At 61.6% G+C, this 25,044-nt stretch carries 29 protein-coding genes; 14 read left to right on the top strand and 15 right to left on the bottom strand.

Annotation, left to right across the window (positions count from 1 at the left end; translation table 11 throughout):
- On the top strand, positions 1-436 hold a 436-nt coding region (locus ACUXV1_RS13610; RefSeq protein ID WP_446015626.1), incomplete at its 5' end, for a TolC family protein.
- A 67-nt stretch (positions 437-503) separates the two neighbouring features.
- Here the strand turns inward: ACUXV1_RS13610 and ACUXV1_RS13605 are convergent.
- From ACUXV1_RS13605 to ACUXV1_RS13550, 12 genes are all read right to left on the bottom strand, one after another.
- Positions 504-740, bottom strand: coding sequence for a tail fiber assembly protein (locus ACUXV1_RS13605; RefSeq protein ID WP_052370667.1), 237 nt, complete (start codon positions 738-740; stop codon positions 504-506).
- 2 nt (positions 741-742) lie between these two features.
- Complete coding sequence (locus tag ACUXV1_RS13600) at positions 743-1,381, bottom strand: hypothetical protein (protein ID WP_114153173.1); 639 nt, start codon at positions 1,379-1,381, stop codon at positions 743-745.
- Positions 1,382-1,633: 252 nt separating this feature from the next.
- The gene (locus ACUXV1_RS13595) at positions 1,634-1,906 is read right to left on the bottom strand and encodes a hypothetical protein (RefSeq protein WP_446015625.1); all 273 of its coding nucleotides are present in this window, start codon (positions 1,904-1,906) and stop codon (positions 1,634-1,636) included.
- Between the two features lie 13 nt (positions 1,907-1,919).
- Positions 1,920-2,720: a hypothetical protein gene (locus ACUXV1_RS13590; protein ID WP_446015624.1), complete on the bottom strand. Its 801-nt coding sequence runs from the start codon at positions 2,718-2,720 to the stop codon at positions 1,920-1,922.
- A gap of 194 nt (positions 2,721-2,914) precedes the next feature.
- The gene (locus tag ACUXV1_RS13585) at positions 2,915-3,601 is read right to left on the bottom strand and encodes a phage tail-collar fiber domain-containing protein (RefSeq protein WP_446015623.1); all 687 of its coding nucleotides are present in this window, start codon (positions 3,599-3,601) and stop codon (positions 2,915-2,917) included.
- Positions 3,598-4,254, bottom strand: coding sequence for a phage tail protein I (locus tag ACUXV1_RS13580; RefSeq protein WP_446015622.1), 657 nt, complete (start codon positions 4,252-4,254; stop codon positions 3,598-3,600). The genes ACUXV1_RS13585 and ACUXV1_RS13580 overlap by 4 nt, the downstream gene beginning before the upstream one ends.
- Positions 4,247-5,392, bottom strand: a complete 1,146-nt coding sequence (locus tag ACUXV1_RS13575) for a baseplate assembly protein (RefSeq protein WP_446015621.1) — start codon at positions 5,390-5,392, stop codon at positions 4,247-4,249. Before ACUXV1_RS13575 ends, ACUXV1_RS13580 begins: the two co-directional genes overlap by 8 nt.
- Positions 5,393-5,498: 106 nt before the next feature.
- Positions 5,499-6,086 (bottom strand): hypothetical protein, encoded by a 588-nt coding sequence (locus ACUXV1_RS13570; protein WP_162787975.1) that lies wholly within the window; start codon positions 6,084-6,086, stop codon positions 5,499-5,501.
- A 31-nt stretch (positions 6,087-6,117) separates the two neighbouring features.
- Positions 6,118-7,674 (bottom strand): phage tail protein, encoded by a 1,557-nt coding sequence (locus tag ACUXV1_RS13565; protein WP_446015620.1) that lies wholly within the window; start codon positions 7,672-7,674, stop codon positions 6,118-6,120.
- Between the two features lie 30 nt (positions 7,675-7,704).
- On the bottom strand, positions 7,705-8,334 hold the full coding sequence (locus ACUXV1_RS13560; protein ID WP_043639442.1) for a phage tail protein I: 630 nt from the start codon (positions 8,332-8,334) through the stop codon (positions 7,705-7,707).
- Positions 8,331-8,714 (bottom strand): GPW/gp25 family protein, encoded by a 384-nt coding sequence (locus ACUXV1_RS13555; protein ID WP_043589406.1) that lies wholly within the window; start codon positions 8,712-8,714, stop codon positions 8,331-8,333. Before ACUXV1_RS13555 ends, ACUXV1_RS13560 begins: the two co-directional genes overlap by 4 nt.
- A gap of 338 nt (positions 8,715-9,052) precedes the next feature.
- Entirely contained in the window at positions 9,053-9,865 is an 813-nt protein-coding gene (locus ACUXV1_RS13550; RefSeq protein ID WP_446015619.1) for a nucleotidyltransferase domain-containing protein, read from the bottom strand.
- A gap of 215 nt (positions 9,866-10,080) precedes the next feature.
- Between ACUXV1_RS13550 and ACUXV1_RS13545 the strand changes: the two genes are divergently transcribed.
- The 11 genes from ACUXV1_RS13545 to ACUXV1_RS13495 all read left to right on the top strand — a co-directional run bounded on the left by ACUXV1_RS13545 (position 10,081) and on the right by ACUXV1_RS13495 (position 21,131).
- Entirely contained in the window at positions 10,081-12,063 is a 1,983-nt protein-coding gene (locus ACUXV1_RS13545) for a methyl-accepting chemotaxis protein (protein ID WP_446015618.1), read from the top strand.
- A gap of 148 nt (positions 12,064-12,211) precedes the next feature.
- Complete coding sequence (locus ACUXV1_RS13540) at positions 12,212-12,589, top strand: DoxX family protein (protein WP_043639439.1); 378 nt, start codon at positions 12,212-12,214, stop codon at positions 12,587-12,589.
- Positions 12,590-12,699: 110 nt separating this feature from the next.
- Positions 12,700-13,179 carry a nuclear transport factor 2 family protein gene (locus ACUXV1_RS13535; RefSeq protein ID WP_081555906.1) on the top strand — a complete coding sequence of 160 codons (480 nt, stop codon included), beginning with the start codon at positions 12,700-12,702 and terminating at the stop codon, positions 13,177-13,179.
- Between the two features lie 95 nt (positions 13,180-13,274).
- Positions 13,275-13,925, top strand: a complete 651-nt coding sequence (locus tag ACUXV1_RS13530) for an MBL fold metallo-hydrolase (protein WP_446015617.1) — start codon at positions 13,275-13,277, stop codon at positions 13,923-13,925.
- Between the two features lie 6 nt (positions 13,926-13,931).
- The gene (locus tag ACUXV1_RS13525; RefSeq protein ID WP_043639430.1) at positions 13,932-14,264 is read left to right on the top strand and encodes an MGMT family protein; all 333 of its coding nucleotides are present in this window, start codon (positions 13,932-13,934) and stop codon (positions 14,262-14,264) included.
- Between the two features lie 191 nt (positions 14,265-14,455).
- Positions 14,456-15,238 carry an outer membrane protein OmpK gene (locus ACUXV1_RS13520; protein ID WP_052370659.1) on the top strand — a complete coding sequence of 261 codons (783 nt, stop codon included), beginning with the start codon at positions 14,456-14,458 and terminating at the stop codon, positions 15,236-15,238.
- A 230-nt stretch (positions 15,239-15,468) separates the two neighbouring features.
- Positions 15,469-17,490, top strand: coding sequence for an NADPH-dependent 2,4-dienoyl-CoA reductase (locus ACUXV1_RS13515; RefSeq protein ID WP_194427391.1), 2,022 nt, complete (start codon positions 15,469-15,471; stop codon positions 17,488-17,490).
- 392 nt (positions 17,491-17,882) lie between these two features.
- A complete protein-coding gene (locus tag ACUXV1_RS13510) occupies positions 17,883-18,617 on the top strand; it encodes a GntR family transcriptional regulator (protein ID WP_196783821.1) in 735 nt (244 codons plus the stop codon).
- Positions 18,618-18,693: 76 nt separating this feature from the next.
- Positions 18,694-19,962, top strand: coding sequence for an MFS transporter (locus ACUXV1_RS13505; RefSeq protein ID WP_114153164.1), 1,269 nt, complete (start codon positions 18,694-18,696; stop codon positions 19,960-19,962).
- A gap of 39 nt (positions 19,963-20,001) precedes the next feature.
- On the top strand, positions 20,002-20,265 hold the full coding sequence (locus tag ACUXV1_RS13500) for a hypothetical protein (protein ID WP_081555909.1): 264 nt from the start codon (positions 20,002-20,004) through the stop codon (positions 20,263-20,265).
- A gap of 11 nt (positions 20,266-20,276) precedes the next feature.
- The gene (locus ACUXV1_RS13495; protein ID WP_081555910.1) at positions 20,277-21,131 is read left to right on the top strand and encodes an amidohydrolase family protein; all 855 of its coding nucleotides are present in this window, start codon (positions 20,277-20,279) and stop codon (positions 21,129-21,131) included.
- Here ACUXV1_RS13495 and ACUXV1_RS13490 read toward each other — a convergent pair.
- Positions 21,085-21,456: a cupin domain-containing protein gene (locus ACUXV1_RS13490; RefSeq protein ID WP_043639416.1), complete on the bottom strand. Its 372-nt coding sequence runs from the start codon at positions 21,454-21,456 to the stop codon at positions 21,085-21,087. The two genes, ACUXV1_RS13495 and ACUXV1_RS13490, sit on opposite strands and share 47 nt — an antisense overlap.
- Before the next feature lie 545 nt (positions 21,457-22,001).
- On the opposite strand from ACUXV1_RS13490, the gene ACUXV1_RS13485 reads away from it, so the two are divergent.
- Positions 22,002-22,799, top strand: a complete 798-nt coding sequence (locus ACUXV1_RS13485) for a hypothetical protein (RefSeq protein WP_081555911.1) — start codon at positions 22,002-22,004, stop codon at positions 22,797-22,799.
- 390 nt (positions 22,800-23,189) lie between these two features.
- Positions 23,190-23,474, top strand: a complete 285-nt coding sequence (locus ACUXV1_RS13480) for a hypothetical protein (RefSeq protein ID WP_143330286.1) — start codon at positions 23,190-23,192, stop codon at positions 23,472-23,474.
- A 71-nt stretch (positions 23,475-23,545) separates the two neighbouring features.
- Here the strand turns inward: ACUXV1_RS13480 and thiE are convergent, their stop codons facing one another.
- Together thiE and thiD are read right to left on the bottom strand one after the other, a co-directional pair.
- Entirely contained in the window at positions 23,546-24,172 is a 627-nt protein-coding gene (gene thiE / locus ACUXV1_RS13475; protein WP_446015616.1) for a thiamine phosphate synthase, read from the bottom strand.
- A complete protein-coding gene (gene thiD, locus ACUXV1_RS13470) occupies positions 24,156-24,998 on the bottom strand; it encodes a bifunctional hydroxymethylpyrimidine kinase/phosphomethylpyrimidine kinase (RefSeq protein WP_043639402.1) in 843 nt (280 codons plus the stop codon). Before thiD ends, thiE begins: the two co-directional genes overlap by 17 nt.
- Positions 24,999-25,044: the final 46 nt, after the last annotated feature.

Genomic DNA, 25,044 nt, shown 5'->3' with positions numbered 1-25,044 from the left:
GCTGGACACGCTGTTCACCGGCCCGACGCGGACCTGGAACTTCGTCGGCAACCTGGCGGCGCCGGTGTTCAATTTCGGCCAGACCGGCTACGCGGTGGACGCGGCCAATGCGCGGCAGAAACAGGCGCTGGCGCAATATCAAAAGACGGTGCAGAGCGCGTTCAAGGACGCGCTGGACGCGCTGTCCGGCTACAGCGCGGCGCGCGATATCCAGGCGGCGCAGACCACGCAGTTCCAGGCCTTGAACAAATCGCTGCGTCTGGCGAACCTGCGTTACGACAACGGCTACGCCAGCTATCTGGACGTGCTGGACGCGCAACGCAACAGCTTCCAGGCGGAACTGGGCCTGGTCAGCGCCAAGCTGGACCAACTCAACGCGGTGGTGGGCCTGTACAAGGCACTGGGCGGCGGCTGGGAAACACCGGCCAAGTCTTGATCCGCGGCAGCAAACGACAAACCCCGCCTTGGCGGGGTTTTTTTGTTACCTATCTATCTCGCTAAGCTCAGGCTGGCCGTACCGGCCAAGTAACATGCTTGATATCCGTAATGGCTTCCGGCAGATCTCTCAACTTTTGACGATACGCTTGCCATGCAGCCTTTTGCTCGGAGCTCAGTGCCGCATCCTGCATTTGCGTCCAATCACACTCTCGCAACAGCATAGTACGCCGCATGCGTAAGTCCATCAGCAAACCCCGCTCAATATACTGCATTACTACTTGATCCAATTGAACCTGTTCCATTGTCACGCACCTCGCAAATAACCGTTAGCAACCATAGCTCCAGACACTCCTTGGAGAGCATCCAGCCTCACTACATACTGTGGACTGGGATGGTCATACACGACATTTCCTGTCTCTTGGCTAAACACTTCAATGATCGCAGGCACGGAAGTCGTCACATTATAATGACGCGCTCCCAACAGCCAGACAACAGCCTTCATGTCATGCGCCGTAATTCCGAAATCAGCAACAGGAGGCAATTTTTCGAATAACCCGGCTTTATAAGAGTATGCCTGAGGATACAATAGAGGAGGAATGCCGCCCCACTCACCATTGACGCCACACAGGTGTAGAAACATCGCCCCATTAAATTTTTCGTATTTATCGCTATCTTCATGAGTATAGCGCGCGATAAATATATCCATTGCCTTGCGGCTTGGCAGACTGATTACAACTGGATACCAGTGATCTGCCGCCCCTCCCACTGCAATCGTCTGAGTTGCAATACTTGCAAACTCTTGCCGCGCACCATTTCGCCAATCTTCCATTTGCTGAATCTTGACATCAACACGCCGATCAATATCGGCGATCTTACCGTTCACCGTACCGGTCAGCGCGTTCGACGCTTTTACCAGTTCCGCGATATTGCTTTCCAAGCTCATCATGCTCTCCAATGGTTCATCACAGAGTGGATTGAATTAAATTCAACCATGTGTTCGTTCACCGCCCTTCCGGCGTGAACGGCTTCAGCGCTGACATGGAGACATTGTGTCAGTTATGGAAAGCAAGGGCTTTTAAACCGCTTTAGCAAAAAAAGCGAAAACCGCGCCCATGATGTGGAAGCGCGGTTCATTCTGACTTAGCCAAGCTATTTTCTCAGCCCGGCAAGCCGTGCTCGGCACGCCAGCTTAATATCATGGCTTGATTTTTCCCAGCTCAGCACTAGTAGCTGAGCTTTGATTGCTCCAAGCTCGGCAGGCATCGATGAAAGCACTCATTTTCTTGCGTTCATCTTCCGAGCCGGTCCGCAACACATTCAACTGCACATGCACGGGGTAATAACGATGAATATAAGCGGCGCAAGTATCGCGTGCCCAGACCACGGCTGGCCGCTCCAGCCCTTTCTCCGTCACGATCAAGCCAATATCGTCCTGCACATCGGAATAAAATTTCATTTCAGTACTCATATCACCCCCTGATTTAACGATTGCTGTTATTGATATTGGCAAATACGCCGCCGAGACCGCTGATCGTGCTATGGCCAATCACATCAATGACTGGGTCATAGTAGTTATATAACGCCGGCAGACGACGTTCTGGATTCCACACCCCTGGAATGACTTGTGGCAATGCCAGATAAAGCTGATCACCTACTTGAGCATTGGACAAAGCAATATCGACATGGGTATACGCCCCTGCGCGATCCGATAAAAAATGATGGGTTTTTTGATGCCAAACCCCCTTCTTACCGTTATCCATCCAATTCCAATCGCCTTGACCAATCACCTTGTGATACAGCGCCACACTGGTAAAGGCCCCCATCTTGACGTGCTGATAGGGAACAAAAAAAACATAGGGACCGAAGCCATCGCTAACTTTCTTTACAGTCAAATGCAGAATATTGAAACTACCGGAAAAGTGCAGATCATCACTGCCCATATATTGCAATAGCTCGCGAACAATGACCGGACGGGATGTCGGTTCCTCTCCCGAATTCACCGGAATCAAGGCCGCATCGAACTTGCCCCAGAAATCCCCGCCGGCATGCACGCCCAAGGCCAGCGGCAATTTCTTGTCGCCCTCCCCTCCTACCTCCGTCATTCTGGCATTGAAATTGACGGCGATGGCCGGATGCTCATTCCAATGACTGGTTCTCCAATTATTCAGCTCGGTGATTTTCTGACCGACTTTCTGATCGATTTCACCGATCTTTCCATGAACGGCATCGGTCAAACCATTGGCCGATTTCACCAACTCGGCGATATTGCTCTCCAAACTCATAACACTCTCCTTAAGGTCTTACCGCGATACATGGCCTTGACGGCCATTCAAAGCAAGGCGTCCCCAGGCCTCAGCCTGGAAACGGAAACACATAGAAATGGGGAAGTGCCGGAAGCGGCGCGGGAAATACAGGAGTGACTGCGGGGACGGCCACATCGGCCAGGGGAAATGGGGCTGCGACGCAGCCCCGGCGCTCAAGCGCCCAGACGTTGTTTGACGAACAAATGCTGCATGCTGACGATAGCCGCGGCATTGGCGGTGGCCAGCTCCAAACCGGAGCGTTTATCGGCGGCATGCTCCTGTTCCAGCGCTTGGCTGCGGTTTTGCAAGGTGGCCACTTGAGGCTCCAGCGCCTGCAAACGCGCGTCCTGCGCGCGGATACGCTCATCCCGCCCCAGGCCGCGGTTGGCTTCGCCGATCTGGGCCGCCGCCAGTTCCGCCAGTTCGCTGGCCAGGCTCAGATTGAGGCCGGCGCCGCTGGACTGGATGGTGACGCTGTCCGGCGGCAACGCGTTCAAGGCCAGGTCATAGGCCAGCAGCAATTGCACATCGGCGGCCTTGTAGGCCAGCGCCGCCTTCGGGTCGGACCAGACCGCCAGCAAGGTGCCGTCCGCCAGGATGAAACCGATCTCGCGCACCCAGAACGCCTTGTCGTCGTCAGCGATGGCGGTCAGGTGGATCTGGGTATTGCCCAGCCGTTCACCACCGGCGATGGGGTAGCGCGCCTGTTCGCTGCGCAAGGCGGTCTGGCCCTGCGTCGGCGCGTAAGCACCGTCGCCCAAGGCGATGTGGGTGATCTGCGCGGACACGCCGTCATTGCTGGCGCGCCAGATTGCGGCCAGGCCGGCCGCGGTGATAAGAGGTGCTAAGGGGGTGCTCACAACGATGCCTCCATGGTGACGTGAACCACGCTATAAATTTGCGCGGCGGATGAAAGAGCCAGCGGCTGCAACGGCGCCAGCCGCATCGGTGCGGCCTCGGCGCTACGGCGGATCAACGCACGCGCCTGAGCGGCCGATGCCAAGCCCAAGCGGCCGTTGAAACGCGCGCCCAATTTGAAGCGGTAGGTACTCCGCGCCGGCTTGGCCAGCTCCACCATGCGCCGCAAGCGGCGATAGAGATCGGGGTTGAGCAAGGCCTGGCCGGGCAGCAAATTGTCGTTCGCCCAAGCGGTCAGCTCGAAGGTGTAGGGCGCGGCCGGCGGCTGACACTGCCACCACTCCTCCAGTTCCACCGTCACGCCGAGGATGCGGAACACTTCGCGCAATGCCCAGGGCGTGCCCTTGTGGCGATGCAGTTCTATGCTCTGCTTGATCAGATCTCGGCGTTGCTGTTCGCTCTGGGTCAGCAGCCAACCTTCGTCGCCGTCGATATGGAATTGCTCGGCGAGCAAGGGCAGCAGCTCCGGCTTGGCCGCGTCCACTAGATAAACCAACAGGCCGCCTGGATCGATGTCGCACAGCCGTTCGCTCAGCCGGGCCAGCGGACCGAAACGCGCGTCGCGCGCCAGCAGATTTGGGGTCACATCAGCCATCCTGGCCTCCCGTCATTTCCAGTTGGATGTCGGTACAGTGCGACCAGCCCTGTGGCGGCACCACTTGGGTTGCGGCCGGCTCCAGCAGGGTCACTTGGTAAACGCCGGGCACCGATAGGGTCGCGATCAGCTGCGACGGCACGATGTCGCGGCCCAGCCGCTCCGCCTGCGCCTGCACGAAGGCGCCGACAGCCGCCTGCGCCTGCTGCTGCACGGTTTTAGGAACGACATCGCGATACGGCGTCAGCCGCGCGCGTACCCGGTAGCCGTAATCCTCCGGCGCCAGCACCTCCACTAGATCCGTCAGCGGCCGCACTCGGTCTGCGCTACACGCGGCGGCCACCACGCTGAGCAGGCTGTCCGGCGGCATGCCGGTTTTGGTCAGCGGGTACAAGCGCACCACGCCGGGCGGCACCTGGTTGGCGCTTTTCAGTTCGCCGTTCTGCTGTTGCAGACTGGCGCTGATCACCGCCACATCGGCGATGTCCTGATGCGCGCGCAACGCGTGGTGACGATAGGAGGCGGCGCTGCCGGCCACGCTGAAGGACTCCGGCGCCAGTCGGATGCGCGCGCGCAAGCGCTCGTCGTCCTCCGCGTCGGCGCCGCCGGCGCTGGTGTCGATATTGACCACGCTGGCGTCCACCTCCAGTTCATCCACCAAAGTGTTGATCTGGCCCGGCACGAAGCCATTGCCCGCGGCCCCCGCCTCCGTCGCGCTGACAGGCAGGTCAATACTGTTGCTGCCGGCCGGCGCGATCTGGCTGGCCAGGGTCTGGAACTGCACGCCGCCGCCGGCCACCAGGGTCTGCGCCGGGATCACCTGCGCCAGCGCCAGCGGCTGGGCGAAAGCAATGCGCACCGTACAGCGCGCGTGCTGCGCCGCCAGCCGGCTGACGCCGACCAGCTCGCCCAGGTAGTCCAGCATCGGCGCGCGGGCGAAAGCCACCAGGTTTTGGCGGCCGGCATCGTTGAAGGCGGCTCGAACCACGCTTTCGCGATAGGCGATCAGATCGATCAGCAAACGCTCCACCTGGCCGGGGTAGAGCGTCTTGCCGCTCATTTTCTGGTAGGCGTCGATCAGCTCGGCGGTGACGAGATGCGGGTCGTCATCGATGAACTTGGGCAAGTCTGGGGTCATGGGAGAACGTCCTTGAATGGAGCGCGGCGGCCTGGCGCGGCCGTCGCGGGGCGCAGAAGAGAAAGCGGATGACGACATGATCCGCCATCATGCCGCCGGCCGGCTTTTAAAGCCGTTTGGAAAAGAACTTGAACAGACCGCCGGCGCGGCCGGCTTCGGCCTCCGGCGCAGCGGCGGCAAAGTCGCCCGCAGCCAGTTGCCGCAGTTGGGACACCGCCTCGTCGGCCGCCGTGCGCGCCGCCGTCTCGTCCGAGGCCTGACGCACCGCTTCCTTGCCCTTCAGTCGCGCGTCGCGGATTGCGTACAACGCCTGTTCGCAGGCCGCCGCCTTGGCCAGAATGCTGTCCGCCGCCTGCTGGCCGTCCCAGCCCTTGGCCTCGGCCCAGGAACGCACCGCCGGCGGTGCCTCGCCCTTGTAGCCGGCGTCCTTGAACGCCTGCGCCTCGGCGGCGGCGCGCTGGTATTCGGCTAGGTTAGGCTCACTGCCCAAGGTTACGCTGCGGGTGGTATCTGCAGCGGCATCAATCTCTCGCAGCAACTGTTCTTGCAACTCCGCCAGTGAAAATTGCGGTGTCGGTTGATTGCCTTGCTGCAGCCAGAGTTCATACTCATCCCACCAGCGGTGACCTTTAGGGATATAGGCCCCATCGACAACTCGAATCACTCCATCCGACTGCTTGGTTAAACGATACATGGCATTCACTTTCACCCCCCCTATCGATTAATTAAATCTCAGCATCCGCCACCCAATGACAGGCAATCCAATTAATACTTGGACTAACTGGGGGAATCACATTTACAAACCTGGTAGAACTGGACTTAACCGCCGGAATCACGCCATTTCCATTACTCGTAGTCATTCTATCAACCGCACCTAAACCGTCATAAATCACAATAGCCGGCTCAATCCGTTTCTCTACCATAAACGGGATAGTCATATTAATTTGCTTGTCACCCAAATTGCCGACATTCAAATGAAACATCTTGCTAAAGATAGCCGGCGCGAAAGCGGAATCGGCCCCATAGTTTTTAGCGGGAAAGTCATTTAACGGATAGCTTTTCTCAAAATACCGCTGACACAAAGTCAACTCCTCGCCAAAACTGCGGTACTCGAACGGCGTCGCCACTGGGCTCTCCTCCAACTGCACCTGGGCAATATCGAAAATGCCGGTTTGCGCGCCGGTCATCGCATTCAGGGCCGGGTAGGCATCGCTGTACGACACCCCAAGAAAAACTGCCAGAGAGGCCTCGTTCCCCGGTTCGCGCCCCTGCAAGCTAGGAGAGGAAAAAGAGAAGACAAAGCGTTGCCAACGGGTCGTCAACTCCACCGGGCTTGCCTCCAGCGCCCTGATCTTGTCGGATGCGGCTGGCGGCCTCTTCAACCACTGTTCAACATAGGCCACCATCTTGCGCGGCTGATCCGCCTTGGCCCAGAAGCTCAGCGTCATACGCTTGCCGGTGAAACGCCGCAGGTTTTCCACCGGCTGACACACCTGGCAGTACTCGTTGGCCTTGCTGGCCGGCGGCTTGCTCAGCGTCAGACGCATGAAGTTCGTCGTCGCTCCCAAGGTTTCGGTCTCGGCGATACTGGCCGCCATCCGCGACAAGGTCGCGCCGCCAAGCGGGCCGCCGCCCAAATCCAGAAGCCAACGGTCCACCGAGCCATAACCGCCCACTGTCTGACTGGCGCCGCGCTGCCACACGTCGAAACCTCCATTGATCAGCACATTGCGTCGGTAGGCCTGAGCCGGAAAGGTTTGCAGAGGGTGGAAATCACGCGGCTTGGCATCCCGCTTTGCCAGCTCCTCTGCGATGCGCTGATCCACCGCGGAGCGCGTCGCCAATACCACGCTGGGGTCCACCAGCAGCGTCACCGCCGCGGTGTTGGACACTTCCAGAATCATCCGGACATAAAGCTGCTTGTTTGAACCTGCCGCCAGCAGCGGCTTGTAGCTCTCCGGGAATTTGCCGATGGCGATCAGATCGCCGCGGCTATCGAACAGACCCACCTCGCGGATGTAAAAGCCGCCCACGGTATCCGGCAACACCGCTTCCGCCACCACCCAGTTGGGGTTGTTCGGATCCACCTCCAAGTGGTTGAGCGCGCCGCGCCAGGTTTCATGTTTGAGCGCGGTCTGGCTCTCGCTGGGCGTGTAATACCCGCCGTTGTCGCCGTCGCCCACCGCCATCTGGCTGATCTGCAGCGGCGCGCCGTTTGCTTGCGCCGCCGCCAGCTTGGCCTTGCCGCTGGCGGTGAGAAGCGTGAAAAACTCATTGGCCATCGATTGCTCCTGGGAAAGGTTCTAAGGGGCTCATGCTGCGGGATAAAGCGTGACCGTCTCCACGCTGGCATGCGCCAGCGCCGCGTTCAAACTGGCGCGCTGTTGAAGTGATTCGGGCTGAAACGGATAAACTGTGGCCAGTTCGCCCACCTGAGTGGCCAGCGCCAACATTGGCACAGCGCTGCGGTTGCTCAGCACCAGTGCCAGCCGTTCCAGCACCGAGCGGGCGTTCTTGTATTCGTTGATCATCGCCTCCAGCGCCGTTAGCGTGGCGGCGTCGATGCCGCGCGCGGCCAGATCGATCCGGATCTTGAAGTGATAAGGTTTTCCGGCGTATTCGAACCATTCGCTGATCTGACCAGACAGCGCCAGCGTGGCCAGCACCTGCTGCAAAGACCAGCGCGTGCCCTTGCTGCGGTGCAGATGGATGGACTGCTTGATCAGCTCGCGCTGCTGGCGCTCACCCTGGCTCAGCCGCCAGCCTTCGTCGCCGGCGACGTGGAACTGCTCGGCCAGCGCCGGCAGCCAGCCGGCGTCCACCTGATCCACCAGGTAGACCAGCAGCGTGCTCAAATCGGCGTCGCCCAAACGAGTAGTGAGCTGTGCCAGGTGGCCGAAACGCTCGTCATTGGCCAGGATATTGGGCGCCGTCCCGCTCATAGCCGCAGCTCCGTTTCGCGGATCACGCCGTCGGCCAGACGCCACTGCACGGTGAGCCGCGCGTCGCCGTTGCCGCCTACGCTGTAGAGCACCCGCGCCACGGCGACGCGCGGTTCGCCGTACAAGGGGTGGCTAATCGCCTCCACCGCCTCGCGCACCACATGCGGCCGGGCGCGGTCTACCGGGTAGTCCAGGTAACGGAACAAATCGCTGCCAAACTCCGGCCGCAGCGGATCGCTGCCCTTGGGCGTGCCCAGGATGATGCGCAAGGCCTGATGGATGTCGTCGAGGTTCTCGACGATGTCAGCGGGGGATGCCTGATCGCGGGCCTGCAAGGCCGGCTGCCAGTGCAAGGAGGAGATGTCGGATATGCGGGTCATGGGCCTATGATGCCGCAGGACCCGCCACAGGGCTTTTAAAGCAGGTGAGGGAAACAATTGAATGGCAAGGAAAAATCATCCGCCACCGCCAAATGCGGCGCAAACCTTGCCTCCCTCCACCCCACCCGCTCGGCAACAATCGCCACGTTGCCGCACACGGGATTGGCGTCTGCTGATCTACTTAGCCATTTGGCAGGCGCATGGTGGACTATCCGCGCCACTCTCTTTTGTAGGGCGGGGCGCAGTCAGACGCGGCCACCCCCTCACGGCTTTTAGAACCTATTCAAAGTCTGCTGCGCGTCGGAGACACGGCGCCGAAAACTAAGGCCTCTGCCGATTCAAGCGCCGCAAGCCAAACGCACTTGCTCCAGTAAAGCGTCCGCCCGCGCCCAGTCGCTGTGGCGGTTCGGTCGCGCCGTGGCTTCGTAAGCCCTCATTTCCCGCTCAATATAATCGTGCAGGCCCGGCGTGGCCGGGCCGTACTCGGGCGCGCCGCCAGCGGACTTCAAAGCCAACAAACCAGCCAACTCGTCACGCAACCGGGTGTCATCCAAAGTCTGGTCGGCCAGTTCCCCCAGCCGCAGCGGCGGCATGCTGCGCCAGCGCAGCAGCCATTGCGCCGCCAGCAGGGGCCGCAGCACGTACAAGTATTTTTTCAGCCGCAGTTGCTGTTCGCGCTTGCGGCCGCGATAGTTCTTGCGCGCCGCCGACAGATAATGCCAGTAGGCGGCATCGCCGGCGAAATGCTCTTGGCCCAGATTTCGCAAAAGCCGACAAGCCGCCGGGTGCTGGCGGTAGACCTGCGGCGAGGCCAGCCACTCCAGCAACGCGGCGTTGCCGCCCAGAGTCAGCCGCAGCGCCTTGCGCAGCTCCCAGCCGCTGATGTCCAAGCCGTCGGCCAGCAGCAGTTCGATCACGTCGCGCTGGCCGCCTGCCTCGTACCACTCCGCCGCTTGCAGGTAGACGAAGCGCACATCGTAATCGCTGTCCGGCGCGTTGTAGCCCCAGCAGCGGCTGCCGCCTTCGGCCGCGTAAAGGATGCGCACGCCGTGCTGCGCCTCCACTTGTTCCAGCCGCGCCAGGGCTAGCCTCCGCGGAGCCTCCGCCTGACGCTCCGCGCGTTCCGGGCGGGCGTGTGCTTCCGTCGGCACTGTTCAACTCTCCCCATATCGTCGCGGCGCGCCAGGCTGCGGCCCGCCGATTACAAAATTTCCCTTTACCCCGCGGAAGCTATTTAATACAAAGGCGGTATGCCGTTGGAAACCGACGCCGCCGGCGGGCCCACACCATAATAACCGGGCCGGGAGCCGGCGTCCGCTCGCAATGGCTTTTGGGGAAGAACACATATGAAGCGATGGGGACAACCATGATCACCACCATCAAGGGCAAGATTCTGGCCAGTTCCGGCCTGCTGATCCTGATCGGTTTTTGCGTGCTGGCCGGCGTCAATATCTACGCGAGTTATCAAAACGCGGAGAAAGCGGTGCTGGACAACGCCAAACTGCTGGCCGAAAGCGAGGCCGGCCAGGTGCAGCGCTTGCTGGGCAAGACTTACGATTCGGCCCAGGTCGTGGCCGAATCCGCAGTGGCGGTCAAACACAATCTGCCACCCAACGCCCGCCAACTGCTATCCGACATCGTGAAGGGCCAATTGCCCAATAACCCGGACGCGGTCGGCTACTGGGCCATCTGGGAGCCCAACGCGCTGGACGGCCGCGATGCGGAGCTGGCCGGCAAGGAGCATAACGACAAGACCGGGCGCAGCGGCGTCTACTGGTATCGCAAGAGCGGCAAGATAGACGTGGTGTGGGGCGGCGAGGGGGTGGACGACAGCGCCTACTACACCGAGCCGCGCAAGACCGGCAAGCCGATGTTGACCGAGCCTTACGTGGACCCGGACATCAAGATCCTGATGGGCACCATTTCCTTTCCCCTTCTGGTCAACGGCAAGGTGCTGGGCGTGGCCGGTTGCGATATCGCGCTTGGTCATTTGCAGGAGCTGGCGGCCAAGGTCAAGCCTTACCAGAGCGGCTTCATGAGCTTGTATTCCAACAGCGGCGTTCAACTGGCCGGCCGCGATCCGGCGTTGAACGGCAAGGCGGACGCCGGCCTGCCGGCCACGGCCAAGACGGCGATCAAAAGCGGTCAGCCGGCGGAGTACGACAGCGACGACGGCTTCCGCCACTTCATCATGCCCATCACCGTGGGCGAGGCCGGCATGCCGTGGGCGGTGCGGATTTCCATACCTCTGAGCGAAGCTTTCGCCCCAGTACGCGCCGCCAGTTGGCAGTCGGCCTTGATCAGCCTGGGCATTCTGGCGCTGATCCTGTTGCTGCTGGGCGCCACGCTCAGTCAGTTGCTGCGCCCGTTGGGCCGGCTACAGTCCGCAATGAGCGAGCTGGCCTCCGGCAGCGGCGATCTGACCCGCGCGCTGCCCATCGCCAGCCGCGACGAAATCGGCCTGGCCGCCGGTGCCTTCAATACCTTCACCGGCTCGCTGCGCACGATGATGCTGGACGTGCGCCGCCACGCCGGCGATGTGCTGGGTTCGGTGCGCCAGCTGTCCGGCGATGTGGATCAGATTCGAGGCAGCTCCGCGCGGCAGTCCGAGGCGGCCAACGCCACCGCCGCCAGCGTGGAGCAGATGTCGGTCAGCGTCAGCCACATCGCGGAGTCGGCGCGAGTGGCGGAACAGCGCGCGCGCGAGGCGGGCTCGCTGTCCAGCGAGGCCTCGGCCAATGTCGACGCCACGGTGCGCGAGATCGGCCGCATTTCCCAGACGGTGCGCGAGCTGGCCGAGGTGCTGGGCGGCATGCAGCAACGCTCGGACCAGATCAGCGGCATCGTGTCGGTGATCCGCGACATCGCCGACCAAACCAATCTCTTGGCCTTGAACGCGGCGATCGAGGCCGCGCGCGCCGGCGAGATGGGCCGCGGCTTCGCCGTGGTGGCCGATGAAGTGCGCAAGCTGGCCGAACGCACCTCGCAGGCTACGCTGGAAATCTCCGGCGTGATCCAGACCATGCAGCAGGACACCGCCAAAGCCTCCGACAGCATGGACGGCGCGCTGCGCCAAGTGGACCAGGGGGTAAAACTGGCCGAAGAGTCCGCGCAATCGATCCAGCAGATCAGCGGCCACGCCCAGCAAGTGGTGGAATCCGTGGGCGACATCGCCTCCTCCACCGCCGAACAATCCAGCGCCAGTCAGGAAATCGCCCGCCATATCGAGAGCATTCACGGTATGTTGCTGCAGACCGACGAATCCATCAGCCAGGCGCAGCAGGCCACCGCCTTGCTCGCGCACTTGGGCGAGGAACTGGATTCGCTGATCGGGAAGTTCAAGCTGTAGCCGCGGCTTGATCGGATTTTTTGATCGACTCTTGCGGTTTTTTGCGCTTTTTTCGCGCCGCGCCTATCCGTATAGTCCGTTCATGGCCAGCCGCCCTCCGCGGCCGGCGTCATCAACCAAAGCCGGCGCGCCGGCAGGAGAACGCAAGATGGATAAATGGATCACATTGCTTGCCCGCGTGCTGCTGGCGCAGGTGTTCTTTCTGGCCGGCATCGGCAAGCTAGGCGCGGGCTATGCCGCCACTCAGGGTTATATGGCCGCGATGGGCGTGCCCGGATTTTTGCTGCCGCTGGTGATCGCCTTGGAAATCGGCGGCGGCTTGGCCTTGGCGCTAGGCGTGAAAGCGCGCTGGGTAGCGCTGCTGCTAGCGGGTTTCTCCGTCGCCTCGGCGCTGCTCTTCCACCTGGAGCCGGGCAATAGCCAGCAAATGATCCAGCTGACCAAGAACCTGGCCATGGCCGGCGGCTTGCTGATGGTGTTCGCCCATGGCGCGGGCAAACTGTCCTGGGACGGCCGAAAAGGCTAACCGCGGCGGCTTAAGCCCCAAACGCGGCGCAGCTCGCTCCTGCGTCGCCGCATTCAAAATTCATACAATCCAAGCCGATCTCCACCTTCGCCCAAGGGAAATCCATCTCGATGAAACCGCACTGGATGATAAGCGGCCTCGCCGCTCTGAGCTTCAGCCTAAGCGCCGCGTTGAGTTATTCCACGCCGCTCGTCGCCCCCGCCGTCGCAATGCAGCGGGCAAGCAGCAATAAGCAACTGGTGGTCGATTTCTACAACCAGTTTTTCAACCAGCACGACTTGAGCGCGGCGGACCGCTATATCGGCGACCGGTACATTCAACACAACCCCAGCGTCAAAGACGGCAAGCAAGCTTTTGTCGATACATTCGCCGACCGCTTCAAACAAGCGCCTGAGCGCCGCAGCACCATCATCCGCGCCATTGCCGAAGACGATCTGGTGGTGCTGCATGTGCACAGCGTCAACGACGCCAAAGACCGAGGCCGAGCGCTGGTCGACATCTTCCGCGTGGAGAACAACAAGATTGTCGAGCACTGGGACGTGATCCAGCCGGTGCCGGACGCAAGCGCCAGCGGCAACAGCATGTTCTGACACCGCCCGGAGGCCCGCGCCATCATGGCCGGACCTCTCCTCATCCGCGCCGACTCATGCCACAATCCAGGCATCCCCATTGAACCGAGCGCGCCATGTCCCTGCACTTCCACGTGATTCCAGTCACGCCGTTTGCCCAGAACTGTTCCATCCTGTGGTGCGACGCCAGCGGTCGCGCCGCCGTGGTGGACGCCGGCGGCGATATCGAGCGCATCGCCGACTGGATCTCCCGCCAAAACCTGACGGTGGAAAAACTGCTGCTGACCCACGGCCACATCGACCACGCCGGCGGAGCCGCGCGGCTGGCGGAGCAACTGGGCGTAAAGATAGAAGGCCCGCAACGCGCGGAAAGCTTCTGGCTGGACCAATTGCCGCAGCAAGGCCATATGTTCGGCTTTCCGCGCAGCGAGGCGCTGACGCCGGATCGCTGGCTGGAGGAAGGCGACACCGTCAGCGTGGGCGAGGAAACGCTGAACGTGATCCACTGCCCCGGCCACACGCCGGGCCACGTGGTGTTCCACAGCGCCGGCGCGAGGCTGCTGATCGCCGGCGACGTGCTGTTCCAAGGTTCGATCGGCCGCACCGACTTTCCAATGGGCAATCACCAACAGTTGATCGATGCCATTCAGCAAAAGCTGTTCCTGTTGCCGGACGACACCACCGTGGTGCCTGGCCACGGTCCCTTGACCACCATCGGCGAGGAAAAGCGCAGCAACCCCTATGTCGGCAACCCTCGCTACCGCTGAATCTCGATGCCGCCCGACTTTGATCGCAGGGTGATCGCGCTGTTGCTGGCGCTGCCGCCGGGCCGGGTCACCACCTACGGCGCCTTGGCGGAACAGGCCGGCTATCCTCGCCATTCGCGCCATGTCGGCCGCTTGCTCAGCCACCTGCCGGACGGCGTCAGCGTACCCTGGTTTAGGGTGCTGGGTTCCGGCGGGCGCATCTCGCGGCCCGGCAGCGAGCAGGCCGACTGGCAGCGCTTGTTGCTGGAGGAGGACGGAGTGGAATTGAGCGCGGCCGGCAAGGTGGATTTACGGCGCTACGGCTGGCCGGACACGCACTTTTGTAGCAAAAAACTGTAGTTCCACAACATTTAATGTTTCACACAAAATATCTATAGCTAAAAATACATCGCATTTACATAAAATGACAAAAATGCGACAAGCGCATTGTAAATACTTTGCAAACGAATATTTCTGAGCTAGTCTGCGCCCGCGCCGACAGGTCTGTCCGCGCGCACTACACGCTACACGCACAATATTCTGGTGAAACAATGAAAACTCGCAATCTGCTGCTGGCCCTGGCTCTGGTGGGCGGCTGTACCGTGGCGCAAGCCGGTGATTACTCCTTCGGCAATGTCAGCTTCAACCAGCTGAACTGGTCGCCGAGCACTCTGGATCGCACGCAAGCCGGCCCGTTCGGCGCTAAGCGCAACTTCCAGTACCTGGAAGCCGAAGGCGGCATCGGCCGTTCCTGGGGCGATGTTTACGGCTTCTTCGATCTGGAAAACTGGAACCGTAACGACAAGGAAATGCCGGCTGGCGATCGTCGCTACACCACCAAGGTAGTTGCGCGTTTCAATTTGGCGGAAGTCGGCGGCGTGCCGGTCAAGCTGTACACCCACGTATACGACACCCGTGGCCACAATTTCTTTGACCAAAACCGCGTAGTGGGCTTGGGCACCGACCTGAGCTTCGGCAAAGTCTGGTTCAAGCCTTTCCTGGGCTTCCATCAGGAACTGAAATATGGTGTCGGTGCCAATATGAACGGCTATATGGCCGGTTATGTCGCCGGTTTCGACTTCACCGCCTTCGGCCAGCCGTTCTCGGTGACCCAATGGCATGAAACCGAATTCGACCGCGCCAAGGAATACACCACCCTGGCCACCCCGAACGGCGTGAGCGAGCGCCGCACCGGCCAGAACGGCGCCATCGGCCTGTGGTGGACCCCGGTCAAATCCATGACCGCCGGTCTGCAGTACCGCTACGCCGTCAACAAGCTGGGCGTGGCCGGCAATGAAAACGCCATCATCTATTCGCTGAAATACAACTTCTAAGCCCTGCTGGCCTGAAGACAAAAGCCACCCTCCGCGGTGGCTTTTTGCATGTCCGTCGCGCTCCGCGCCCACTATGCCCCCAAGGCCGATTGACACCTTACTTACTAGTAAGTATCTTCAACGCCAACACTGGCAAGTCCAAGCAATCAAACACTTGCCCGCCGCGCTGGCGCCGGACGGCGGCCGCGGCCACAATGATCTGCGCGAGAAATCCACACGAGGACGAAAACATGACGGCATACCCGCACCTGCTGGCTCCGCTGGACCTGGGCTTCACCACGCTGAAAAACCGCGTGCTGATGGGCTCGATGCACACCGGCCTGGAAGAAGCCCCGCAAGGTTTTGAGAAGATGGCGGCCTTTTACGCGGAGCGCGCCCGCGGCGGCGTGGGCTTGATCGTGACCGGCGGCGTCGGCCCAAATCCTGAAGGCTGTGTCGCCGAGGGCGCCTCGATGCTGGCCGACGAGGCCGAGGTCCCGCACCACAAGCTGGTGACCGACGCCGTGCACGCCGCCGGCGGCAAGATCGCGCTGCAGATCCTGCACTCCGGCCGCTACAGCTTCCAGGAAAAATGCGTATCCGCTTCTCCGCTGATCGCGCCGATCAACTTCTACAAGCCGCGCGAGTTGTCCGATGCCGACATCTGGCAAACCATCGCCGATTTCGCCCGTTGCGCGCAGCTGGCGCAACAGGCCGGCTACGACGGCGTCGAAGTGATGGGCTCGGAAGGCTATCTGATCAACCAATTCATCGCCCGCGCCACCAATAAGCGCAGCGACGACTGGGGCGGCAGCTTTGAAAACCGCATCCGCTTCGCCATCGAAACCGTCAAAGCGGTGCGCGCCGCGGTGGGCAGCGACTTCATCATCATCTACCGGCTGTCCATGCTGGACCTGGTGCAGGACGGCAGCTCCTGGGACGAGGTGGCGCAGTTGGCCGGGGAGATCGAAAAGGCCGGCGCCACGCTGATCAACACCGGCATCGGCTGGCATGAGGCGCGGGTGCCCACCATCGCCACCATGGTGCCGCGCGGCGGCTTCGCCTGGGTCACCAAGAAGCTGATGGGCAAGGTGAAGATTCCGCTGATCACCACCAACCGCATCAACACGCCGGAAGTGGCCGAAAAAATCCTGGCTGAGGGCTGCGCCGACATGGTGTCGATGGCGCGTCCATTCCTGGCGGACCCGGACTTCGTCAACAAGGCCGCAGCCGGCCGCGGCGATGAAATCAACACCTGTATCGGCTGCAACCAGGCCTGTCTGGACCACATATTCCAGGGCAAGCTGACCAGCTGCCTGGTCAATCCGCGCGCCTGCCGCGAAACCGAGCTGAACTACGAGAAAACCGCTCAGGCCAAAAAACTGGCGGTCGTTGGCGCCGGTCCGGCCGGCCTGGCCTTCGCCACCGTCGCGGCGGAACGCGGCCATCAGGTAACGCTGTTTGACGCCGCGGCGGAAATCGGCGGCCAGTTCAATGTGGCCAAGCGCATCCCCGGCAAGGAGGAATTCTACGAAACCCTGCGTTACTTCAAGCGCAAGCTGGAGCAGACCGGGGTGGAACAGCGGCTGAACACCCGCGTGGCGGCGGAGGATCTCGCCGGTTTCGACGAGGTGGTGCTGGCCACCGGCATCGCCCCGCGCACGCCCGAGATTCCCGGCGTGGACCACCCCAAAGTGCTCAACTATCTGGACGTGCTCAAGCACGGCAAGCCGGTGGGCAAGCGTGTCGCCATCATCGGCGCCGGCGGCATCGGCTTCGATACCGCGGAATTCCTGACCCACGAGGGCAAGTCCAGCTCGCTGGACACCGCCGCCTTCATGCGCGAATGGGGCGTGGACATGGAGGTGGAGCATCCGGGCGGCCTCAGCCCTCAAGGACCGCAGCCGCACCCCAGCCCGCGCGAGGTGTACCTGTTGCAGCGCAAAACCAGCAAGGTGGGCGAAGGGCTGGGCAAGACCACCGGCTGGATTCACCGCGCCAGCCTGCAGATGAAACGGGTGCGCATGCTGTCCGGCGTCAGCTACGACAAAATAGACGACGCCGGCCTACACATCACGGTCAAAGGCGAAGCCCAACTGCTGCCGGTGGACAATGTGATCATCTGCGCCGGCCAGGACCCGCTGCGCGAGCTGCAGGCGCCGTTGCAGGCCGCCGGCAAGAGCGTGCATCTGATAGGCGGTGCCGACGTGGCGGCAGAACTGGATGCCAAACGGGCGATTGATCAAGGCTCGCGCCTCGCCGCCAGCATCTGACCGCCCGCCCGCCCTCCCTCGCCCGGCCCAGCCATGCCATAAAGGCATGGCCGCCGGCGCGCGGCCAGCCACTCAGAACCCGTTCAAAGTCTGCTGCGCGTCGTGAGGCGTGGCACGGTACATGGCATCTTCGAAATGCTCATGTACCCCCGGACATTCCGCTTTCTCAGCCGTTTTCGCCCTGCCTCTCTCTTGCTCACGAGGCTTTGAACAGATTCTCAAGCCCGGCATCGCCGGGCCTGCCCGCCGTCTTCCCGTCCCGCCCCCGCGTCTTCACGCAGAAACACCGTCCTTTAGTACAGATTTGACCTGATAAAACGTTTTAGCTCTTGTTTGGCGTTCATTAATTTGTCATCGTTGCGGCCATCAAATTAATTCATATATATGACCATATGACAGACATGCGTCAGGCGGATCTTCGCCTGCCCCTGTACCAGCAAGTGCGTGACGCTTTGGCCCGCGACATCGCCAACCGGGTGTGGAAACCCGGTGAGGCCATCCCCACCGAAGCGGAGCTGGTGGGACGCTTCCACACGTCCATCGGCACCATCCGCAAAGCGGTGGACCAATTGGTGGCCGACGAGATGGTGGAACGCCGTCAGGGCAAAGGCACCTTTATCAAACCGGCCAACTTCCAATCCTCGCTGCTGCGCTTTTTCCGCTTTCACGACGCGGCGGGCAATTACCGCATCCCTGAAGCAAAGATCCTGCACCGCGAGCAACTGACGCCGCCGCCGGCCATTGCCGACAGCCTGCAACTTTCTCCAGGCGGGCAGGCCATCCATCTGACCCGCTTGCGCTACCTGGACCGCGAGCCGCTGCTGGCCGAATCGATCTGGCTGCCGGCGACGCGATTCCAGGCTCTGCTGGCGATTCCTTTGCCCAGCTTCGGCGACCTGCTGTATCCGCTGTATGAGGATTGCTGTCACCAGGTGGTGGCCTCCGCGCGCGAAACCCTGACCGCGGAAGCCATCGCCCCGCCGCACGCCGAACTGCTGCAACTCGCGCCTGGCACTCCGGCCATCGTGCTGGAACGCCTGGCCAAGGCTTACGACGGCAGCCCGCTGGAATGGCGCAGCGTGCGCGGCCGCGCCGACAAGTTCCGTTACCAGGCGGACATCCGCTGATTCCGCGCCGCCCGCGCCATGGCAGCGGCGCAAGGCGGCGCATCGACAATAAGCAAGAACCATAAAGGGCAGCATCATGTTGCATTGGTATAAGCAGGTCTCGCCGGGCGAACGCAAAACCTTCTGGGGTTGTTTCGGAGGCTGGGCGCTGGACGCGCTGGACGTGCAAATGTTCAGCTTGGCCATTCCGGCGCTGATCGCCGCCTTCAGTCTGAGCAAGGCTGAAGCCGGGATGATAGGCAGCGTGACTCTGGTGGCGTCGGCGCTGGGCGGCTGGATCATGGGCGCGGTATCGGACCGCATCGGCAGAGTGTTGGCGCTGCAAATCACCATTATCTGGTTCTCGCTGTTTACCTTGCTGTCCGGCTTCGCTCAAAGCTACGAACAATTGCTGGTGTTCAAGGCGCTGCAGGGCTTCGGCTTCGGCGGCGAGTGGGCCGCCGGCGCGGTCTTGATGGCGGAGATCATTCGGCCGGAGCACCGCGGCAAGGCGATGGCCTCGGTGCAAAGCGCCTGGGCGGTGGGCTGGGGCGCTTCGGTGCTGCTTTACTCGGTGATCTTCCTGCTGTTCCCGGCTGAGATCGCCTGGCGCGTGATGTTCGGCATCGGCATCCTGCCTGCCTTCTTCATCATCTATATCCGCCGCCATATCCCGGAGCCGCCGCGCAGCGAACGCAAGGCTGCGCCCACGGTGCCCCTGCTGGATATTTTCAAGCCAGGCGTGCTGCGCATGACTCTGATCGGAGCCTTGATCGGCGTCGGCGCGCACGGTGGTTACGCCGCGCTGATGACCTGGTTGCCGATGTTCCTCAAGACCGAGCGCCATTTGTCCATTCTCGGCACCAGCGGCTATCTGGCGGTAATCATCGTCGCCTTTTGGTGCGGCTGCATGGCCAGCGCCTACCTGCTGGACCGCATCGGCCGCCGCCTCAACCTGCTGCTGTTCTCAGTCTGCTGCGTGGCCACGGTGCTGATCTATGTGTTTGCGCCGCTGAGCAATCCGCTGATGCTGTTTCTGGGCTTCCCGCTGGGTTTCTTCGCCGCCGGCATTCCCTCCAGCCTGGGCGCGCTGTTCAATGAAATCTACCCCACTGGCATGCGCGGCGCCGGCGTGGGCTTCTGCTACAACTTCGGCCGCATCCTCTCCGCCGGTTTTCCCTTGCTGGTGGGTTACCTGAGCGACGGCTGGACCTTGGGCGCCTCCATCGGCGTCAGCGCCGCGATTGCCTATTCCATCGTTGCGCTGGCCGTGTTCTGCCTGCCGGAGACCAAGGGCAAGCCGCTGAATGATGCGCAGCCGGACCCGCGCGGGCCGGAACCCCGCAACGCCCGCGCTCCGGCCTGAACGGCAAACGCGCCATTTCATCGAAATTGTGAGGTCACCATGGCATTAGACGAAATCGCCAACCAGATCACCGATGACGAGTTCGCCCTGGACACCATCCAGGGAGAGCGAGTCATCATCACCTCGCCCATCATCCTGGGCACGGCCGGCAGTGAATGGGAGGGCTCGCCGATTTTCCGGCGCGATTACCTGCTCGCCCTCTTGTCCCACAGCATCCGGCATAAAGTGCTGAACGCAGCCGACATCGACGCGGCGCTGGACCTGAGCGCGGCGCGCGACGCCGCCTGTCAGGCCTGCGGCTGAACCCGGCGCCGATGATAGACGGGCACGCCCATATCTTCCTGCGCCGGCAGATCGGCGCCGCCCCGCTGCGCTACAAGCCGTACCGGGACGCGCCCTTGCAGGCCTATCTGGCGCAACTGGACCAATTTGGCATAGCCGGCGGCGTGCTGGTGCAACCCAGCTTTCTGGGCAACGACAACCGTTATCTGTTGCAGGGCCTACGCGAGAGCGAGGGCCGGCTGCGCGGCATCGCGGTGATAGCGCCGGACTGCCCGCTGCCGGCCATGCGCGCCATGGACGACGCCGGCGTCGTCGGCCTGCGGCTCAATCTGATCGGCCGCCCGCTGCCGGACCTGAACTCACCGGCGTGGCGCCGCTGTCTGGCGCATGCCGCCAGCCTGGACTGGCAAGTGGAGGTGCACCGCGCGGCGCAGGATTGGCCTCTCTTGCTGCCGCCGCTGCTGGACGCCGGGGTCAAGGTGGTCATCGACCACTTCGGCAGGCCGCATCCTGCACTGGGGGTGGACGATCCCGGCTTCCGGCGCATGCTGGACGCCGGCGCGGCCAGCGGCCGCATCTGGGTCAAAATCTCCGCGGCCTATCGCAACGGCCTAGCCGGCCGCGGCGAGGACATCGCACGCGCCGCGCTACCGCTGCTGGACAGCGCGCTGGGACCGGGGCGCTTGCTGTGGGGCAGCGATTGGCCTCATACCCAGTTCGGCTCCATCCGCTACGCCCGTACATTGGAACTACTGGAACAATGGCTTCCCGACATGGAGCGCCGCCGACGCATCACCCACGACACCCCTGCCGAGCTGTTCCGCTTTGATGCGCCGCCCGCTACAGAAAATGTCGATCGTCCGCTAGGTGGCTGGCCGGACAGCTGAACATCAACACCAGCGGCGCGACGCCGGTATTGCTCAGTTGATGCTGGGTATTGGCCGGCACCACGAAGGAACTCTGCTCCGCAACGGCCTGGGTCCGCGCCGCTCCGGTAGCCACATCCACCAGCCTCATCTCCCCGCGGCCGCTGACGATATGGTAATGCTCGTCGCCATGGCGATGATAATGTCCGTTGATCGCCACGCCGGGAGCGATTTCGGTTAAATAAGTGCTGAAGCCGGCATCGCCGGCCAATTTCAAAATCTTGATGCCCACGCTCTTGTCGTAAACGCCGTTTTCAAGCTCCAACTTCCAATCAATCACCTTCATGACATTCCTAACAAACTGTAAATTCGGACAAAAGAACGGTTAAACGCGATCAATTATTTCAAATCTGCCCGCATTTCTCTCGGTCTCCGCGCACTTTAATCCTTTAGTACAGTTAATCAAGGCCAAACGGCCATTCGGATTGACACTATCGAAACAAAAAATCTATAAGTGCCCAACTTAGAGCCTGTTCAAAGCTTAGAGAACAAGAGCGAGACAAGGCGAAAACGGCTGAGAGCGCATTCAAAGTCTCGCGAGCAAGGGCGAGACAAGGCGAAAATGAGCGAAAAAGCGGAGTGTACGAGGGGTACATGAGCATTTTGAGCCCGTTTTTAACGCCGTATCGCCGAAGCGCAGCAGACTTTGAACAAGCTCTGAGAAAGCAGCATGCACAGGTAGTGCACCCGCATTTCGAAGACGGCACGCATCGCACACGGTCTCTAGCGGCTCACAGCAGATCGTAAACAGCTCATTAGGCGCAGCCAACGCGGCAGCGAGGCTAGCGCGGCGCACCCTCACATTACAAACCTCCGCACCAGGCGCACACTATGGACTATCAGCTCGTATCCCCTGAACACTTCTCCGAAGAACAAAGCGAATTCGTGGCTCAGTTCCGCCAATCCGTTTCCCAGATCTCCTGCCAAACCGACATGATCGTCGGCGCAAAAGACGTCAACTCCCGCCATCTGGCATCCAGCGACGCCTACGCCAGGATCGTTGCGCTTAAACGTGGAGACGATGTAGTGGACCGTCTGGATAAGGAAATGCCCTGCGAAGGCACTGCCCAGTTCGCCGATTGCTATGTACAGGAAGACTTGGCTCTGATGAGGACCTGCGACCCTACACGCAAAGTCTCCATTCTCAACGTGCATGAATACGGGGACGGCCTCAAGGCGCGGGTGTTCTCCAAGCACCTGCTCAAGCACGAGGCGACGCGCTCCATCCTGGGCACCATCTACTACGCTCATGAAATTGAAATCGCCAACTTCATTAATCTGATGCCCAATTACATTTTGGAATTCGGCGCCGGCTGCAGCATAGAGCAAGTGCAAGGCGAATTGAAACTGCTTGATGTGGAATTGACGGAGTACGAACAGGAAGTCTGCTTCCTGATGTTGCTGAACTGGGACTTCAAGCAAATAGCCGACTTCATGAACAAATATCGCCCCAAGCCTAAAACCCGTGTGGCGGATTCTATTATCAAGAGCAAGAACTATATTTGCGAAAAACTGGGCTTGCCCACTCAGCGGCGCGCTGAATTATGCGACGCGCTGATTGCCGCCGGCATGCACCGAAAAATGCCGACATCGCTTTTCAGCCGGCTGATCGGCTCCAAGCAATTGTGATCGCCAACAGGGCATTCTCCATTTTTCTGGAGTTACCCCATAAGCATAAAAACGCTATGCTCTGAGCCTGGAGCGGTAAGCCGCGCAACCGGACTGCCATCCCAATACCGGCATCGCCGCTCCAATCACGCGGCACACCTGAGCGGCAGACGCATCCCGTCAGCCCGCGCACTCCAGCGCGACGCTGCGGCGCATTATCAAGATGCGGGCCGCTCGACAAAAAAATACTTGAAACGCCGCCAGGCCCCCTGCGCAACACAAACCGCGACTTCCGCCATGCGCGCCGCCTCAAACGGCCGCGCCGGCAACGCGACGCCAGGGAGCTGTCGCGGCGGCCATTTCAGGATCAACGCGGGCCAAAGAGAAACCATGATGCGACAGGAGTCAGCAATGAGCATACGCGCCTTGAATTATGGCAAGCATTCTGCAAGATCGTTATCGGGAATCGCCAGAAACGTGGAAGCCTTCGCGCTGGACACGATAGAAGGCGAACGCGTGATCATCACCCTGCCCGCCATCCAAGGCGCGCAAGGCAGCGAATGGGAAGGTTCCTTGATTTTCCGGCACGACTACTTGCTTGAGCTGTTGGCTTACAGCGTGGAGCACGGCATCATCAAGCCCGGCGAGGTCAGCAAGGCTTTGATTGACGGCAGTTCGCGACCCAGCCAAATCTAAAATCGCGAACAGGCTCCAAACCAGAACCAGAGCATTATCAAACCGCCGCGCCATGCGCGGCGGTTTTGCTTTCAGCGTCCGCTCCGGCGGCACATTTCCGCCAGTTCCAAGGCGGCTCCAGCCGGATCCGCCGCGCCGAACACGCCGCCTATCACCGCGATCGCGTCCGCGCCGGCCGCCAGCACCTGTCCGGCGTTGCCCGCATCAATGCCTCCTATCGCCACCAAGGGCGCGCCCAAGCCTCGCGCCTCGGCAAACAGCCGCAGCCCCGCGCGCGTCGCGTCCGGCTTGGTGCCGGACGGAAACACCGCGCCGAAGGCGACGTAACTGGCGCCGGCCGCCACCGCCCGCCGCGCCCGCTCCAGGCTGTCGTAGCAAGACGCGCCTATCAACGCGCCTGCGCCCAACCGCCGCCGCGCCGCGCTCAAGGCGGCATCGTCTCGTCCCAGGTGCACGCCATCCGCGCCAACGCTCGCCGCCAGCTCCACATCGTCGTTGACGATGAAAACCACGCCGTGGCGCCGACACAGCTCGGCCAGCGCCCGCGCCTGCTCCAGACGCAAAGCCGCGTTAGGACTCTTGTTGCGGTATTGCAGAATATCGATGTGCGGCGCAGCCGCCTGCGCCAGGCTCAACAGCCGCGCGCTGTCCTCGGTGTCCGGCGTGATCGCGTACAGTCCCTTAAGCCTGGCCGGCATCGTCATCCTCGTCGTCGCCGCGCGCCCAGAACATGCGGTCCGGCAAGAACTGCCCCATGCCGGGCCGGAAGCCGTTCAGCAAGGCTTGATAGGTGTACTCCTGCGCTTCTCTCACCGCTTCCGGCAACAACAGGCCGGTGGCCAGCATGCCCGCAATGGCCGAGGCCAGCGTGCAACCGGAGCCATGGTAACTGCCCGGCAATCGTTCCCAGGAATCGGAACGCACCAGGCCGCCGGGGCCGTACAGCTGGTTGACCACTTCCTTGGTGTTTTCGTGAGTGCCGGTGATCAGCAGATGCGGGCAACCCAGCGCCAGGATGCGCTGCGCGCACTGCTCCAAGGTCAGGTCCTCGTCCTCGTCGGCGTCGTTGCTGGCGATGCGCCGCGCTTCAATGCTGTTGGGCGTCAGGATGGACACCTGCGGAATCAACATGTCGCGCATCGCCGCGATCAAGTCCTCGTCGGCTAACTCGTGGCCGCCGCCGCTGGCCAGCACCGGGTCCAATACCACCGGGATGTCAGGGTAGTCGGCAATCAGCTGCGCCACTACCGCCACGTTCTCCACACTGCCCAGCATGCCTATCTTGAAAGCGGTGACCGGGATGTCTTCCATCAGAAAACGCGCTTGGTCATTGACCCAGTCCGCGTCCAACACCATAAAGTCATTGATGCCGACGGTATCCTGCACCGTAATCGCGGTGATCACCGACAAAGGATGGCATCCCAGGCTGGCTAGCGTCAGAATGTCGGCCTGGATGCCGGCGCCGCCGGAAGGGTCCGAGCCCGCCAGGGTAAGGACCACGGGAGGAGTGGGCTGAGTGGTCAAGACTGAAACCTCTTAGTTCTGTATAGGGTCGGAGCGGCCGGCGGGC

This window comes from Chromobacterium sp. W521, assembly GCF_052805975.1.
Note: the sequence above shows the minus strand (reverse complement) of the source record. Positions and strands in the feature narration are given on the sequence as shown.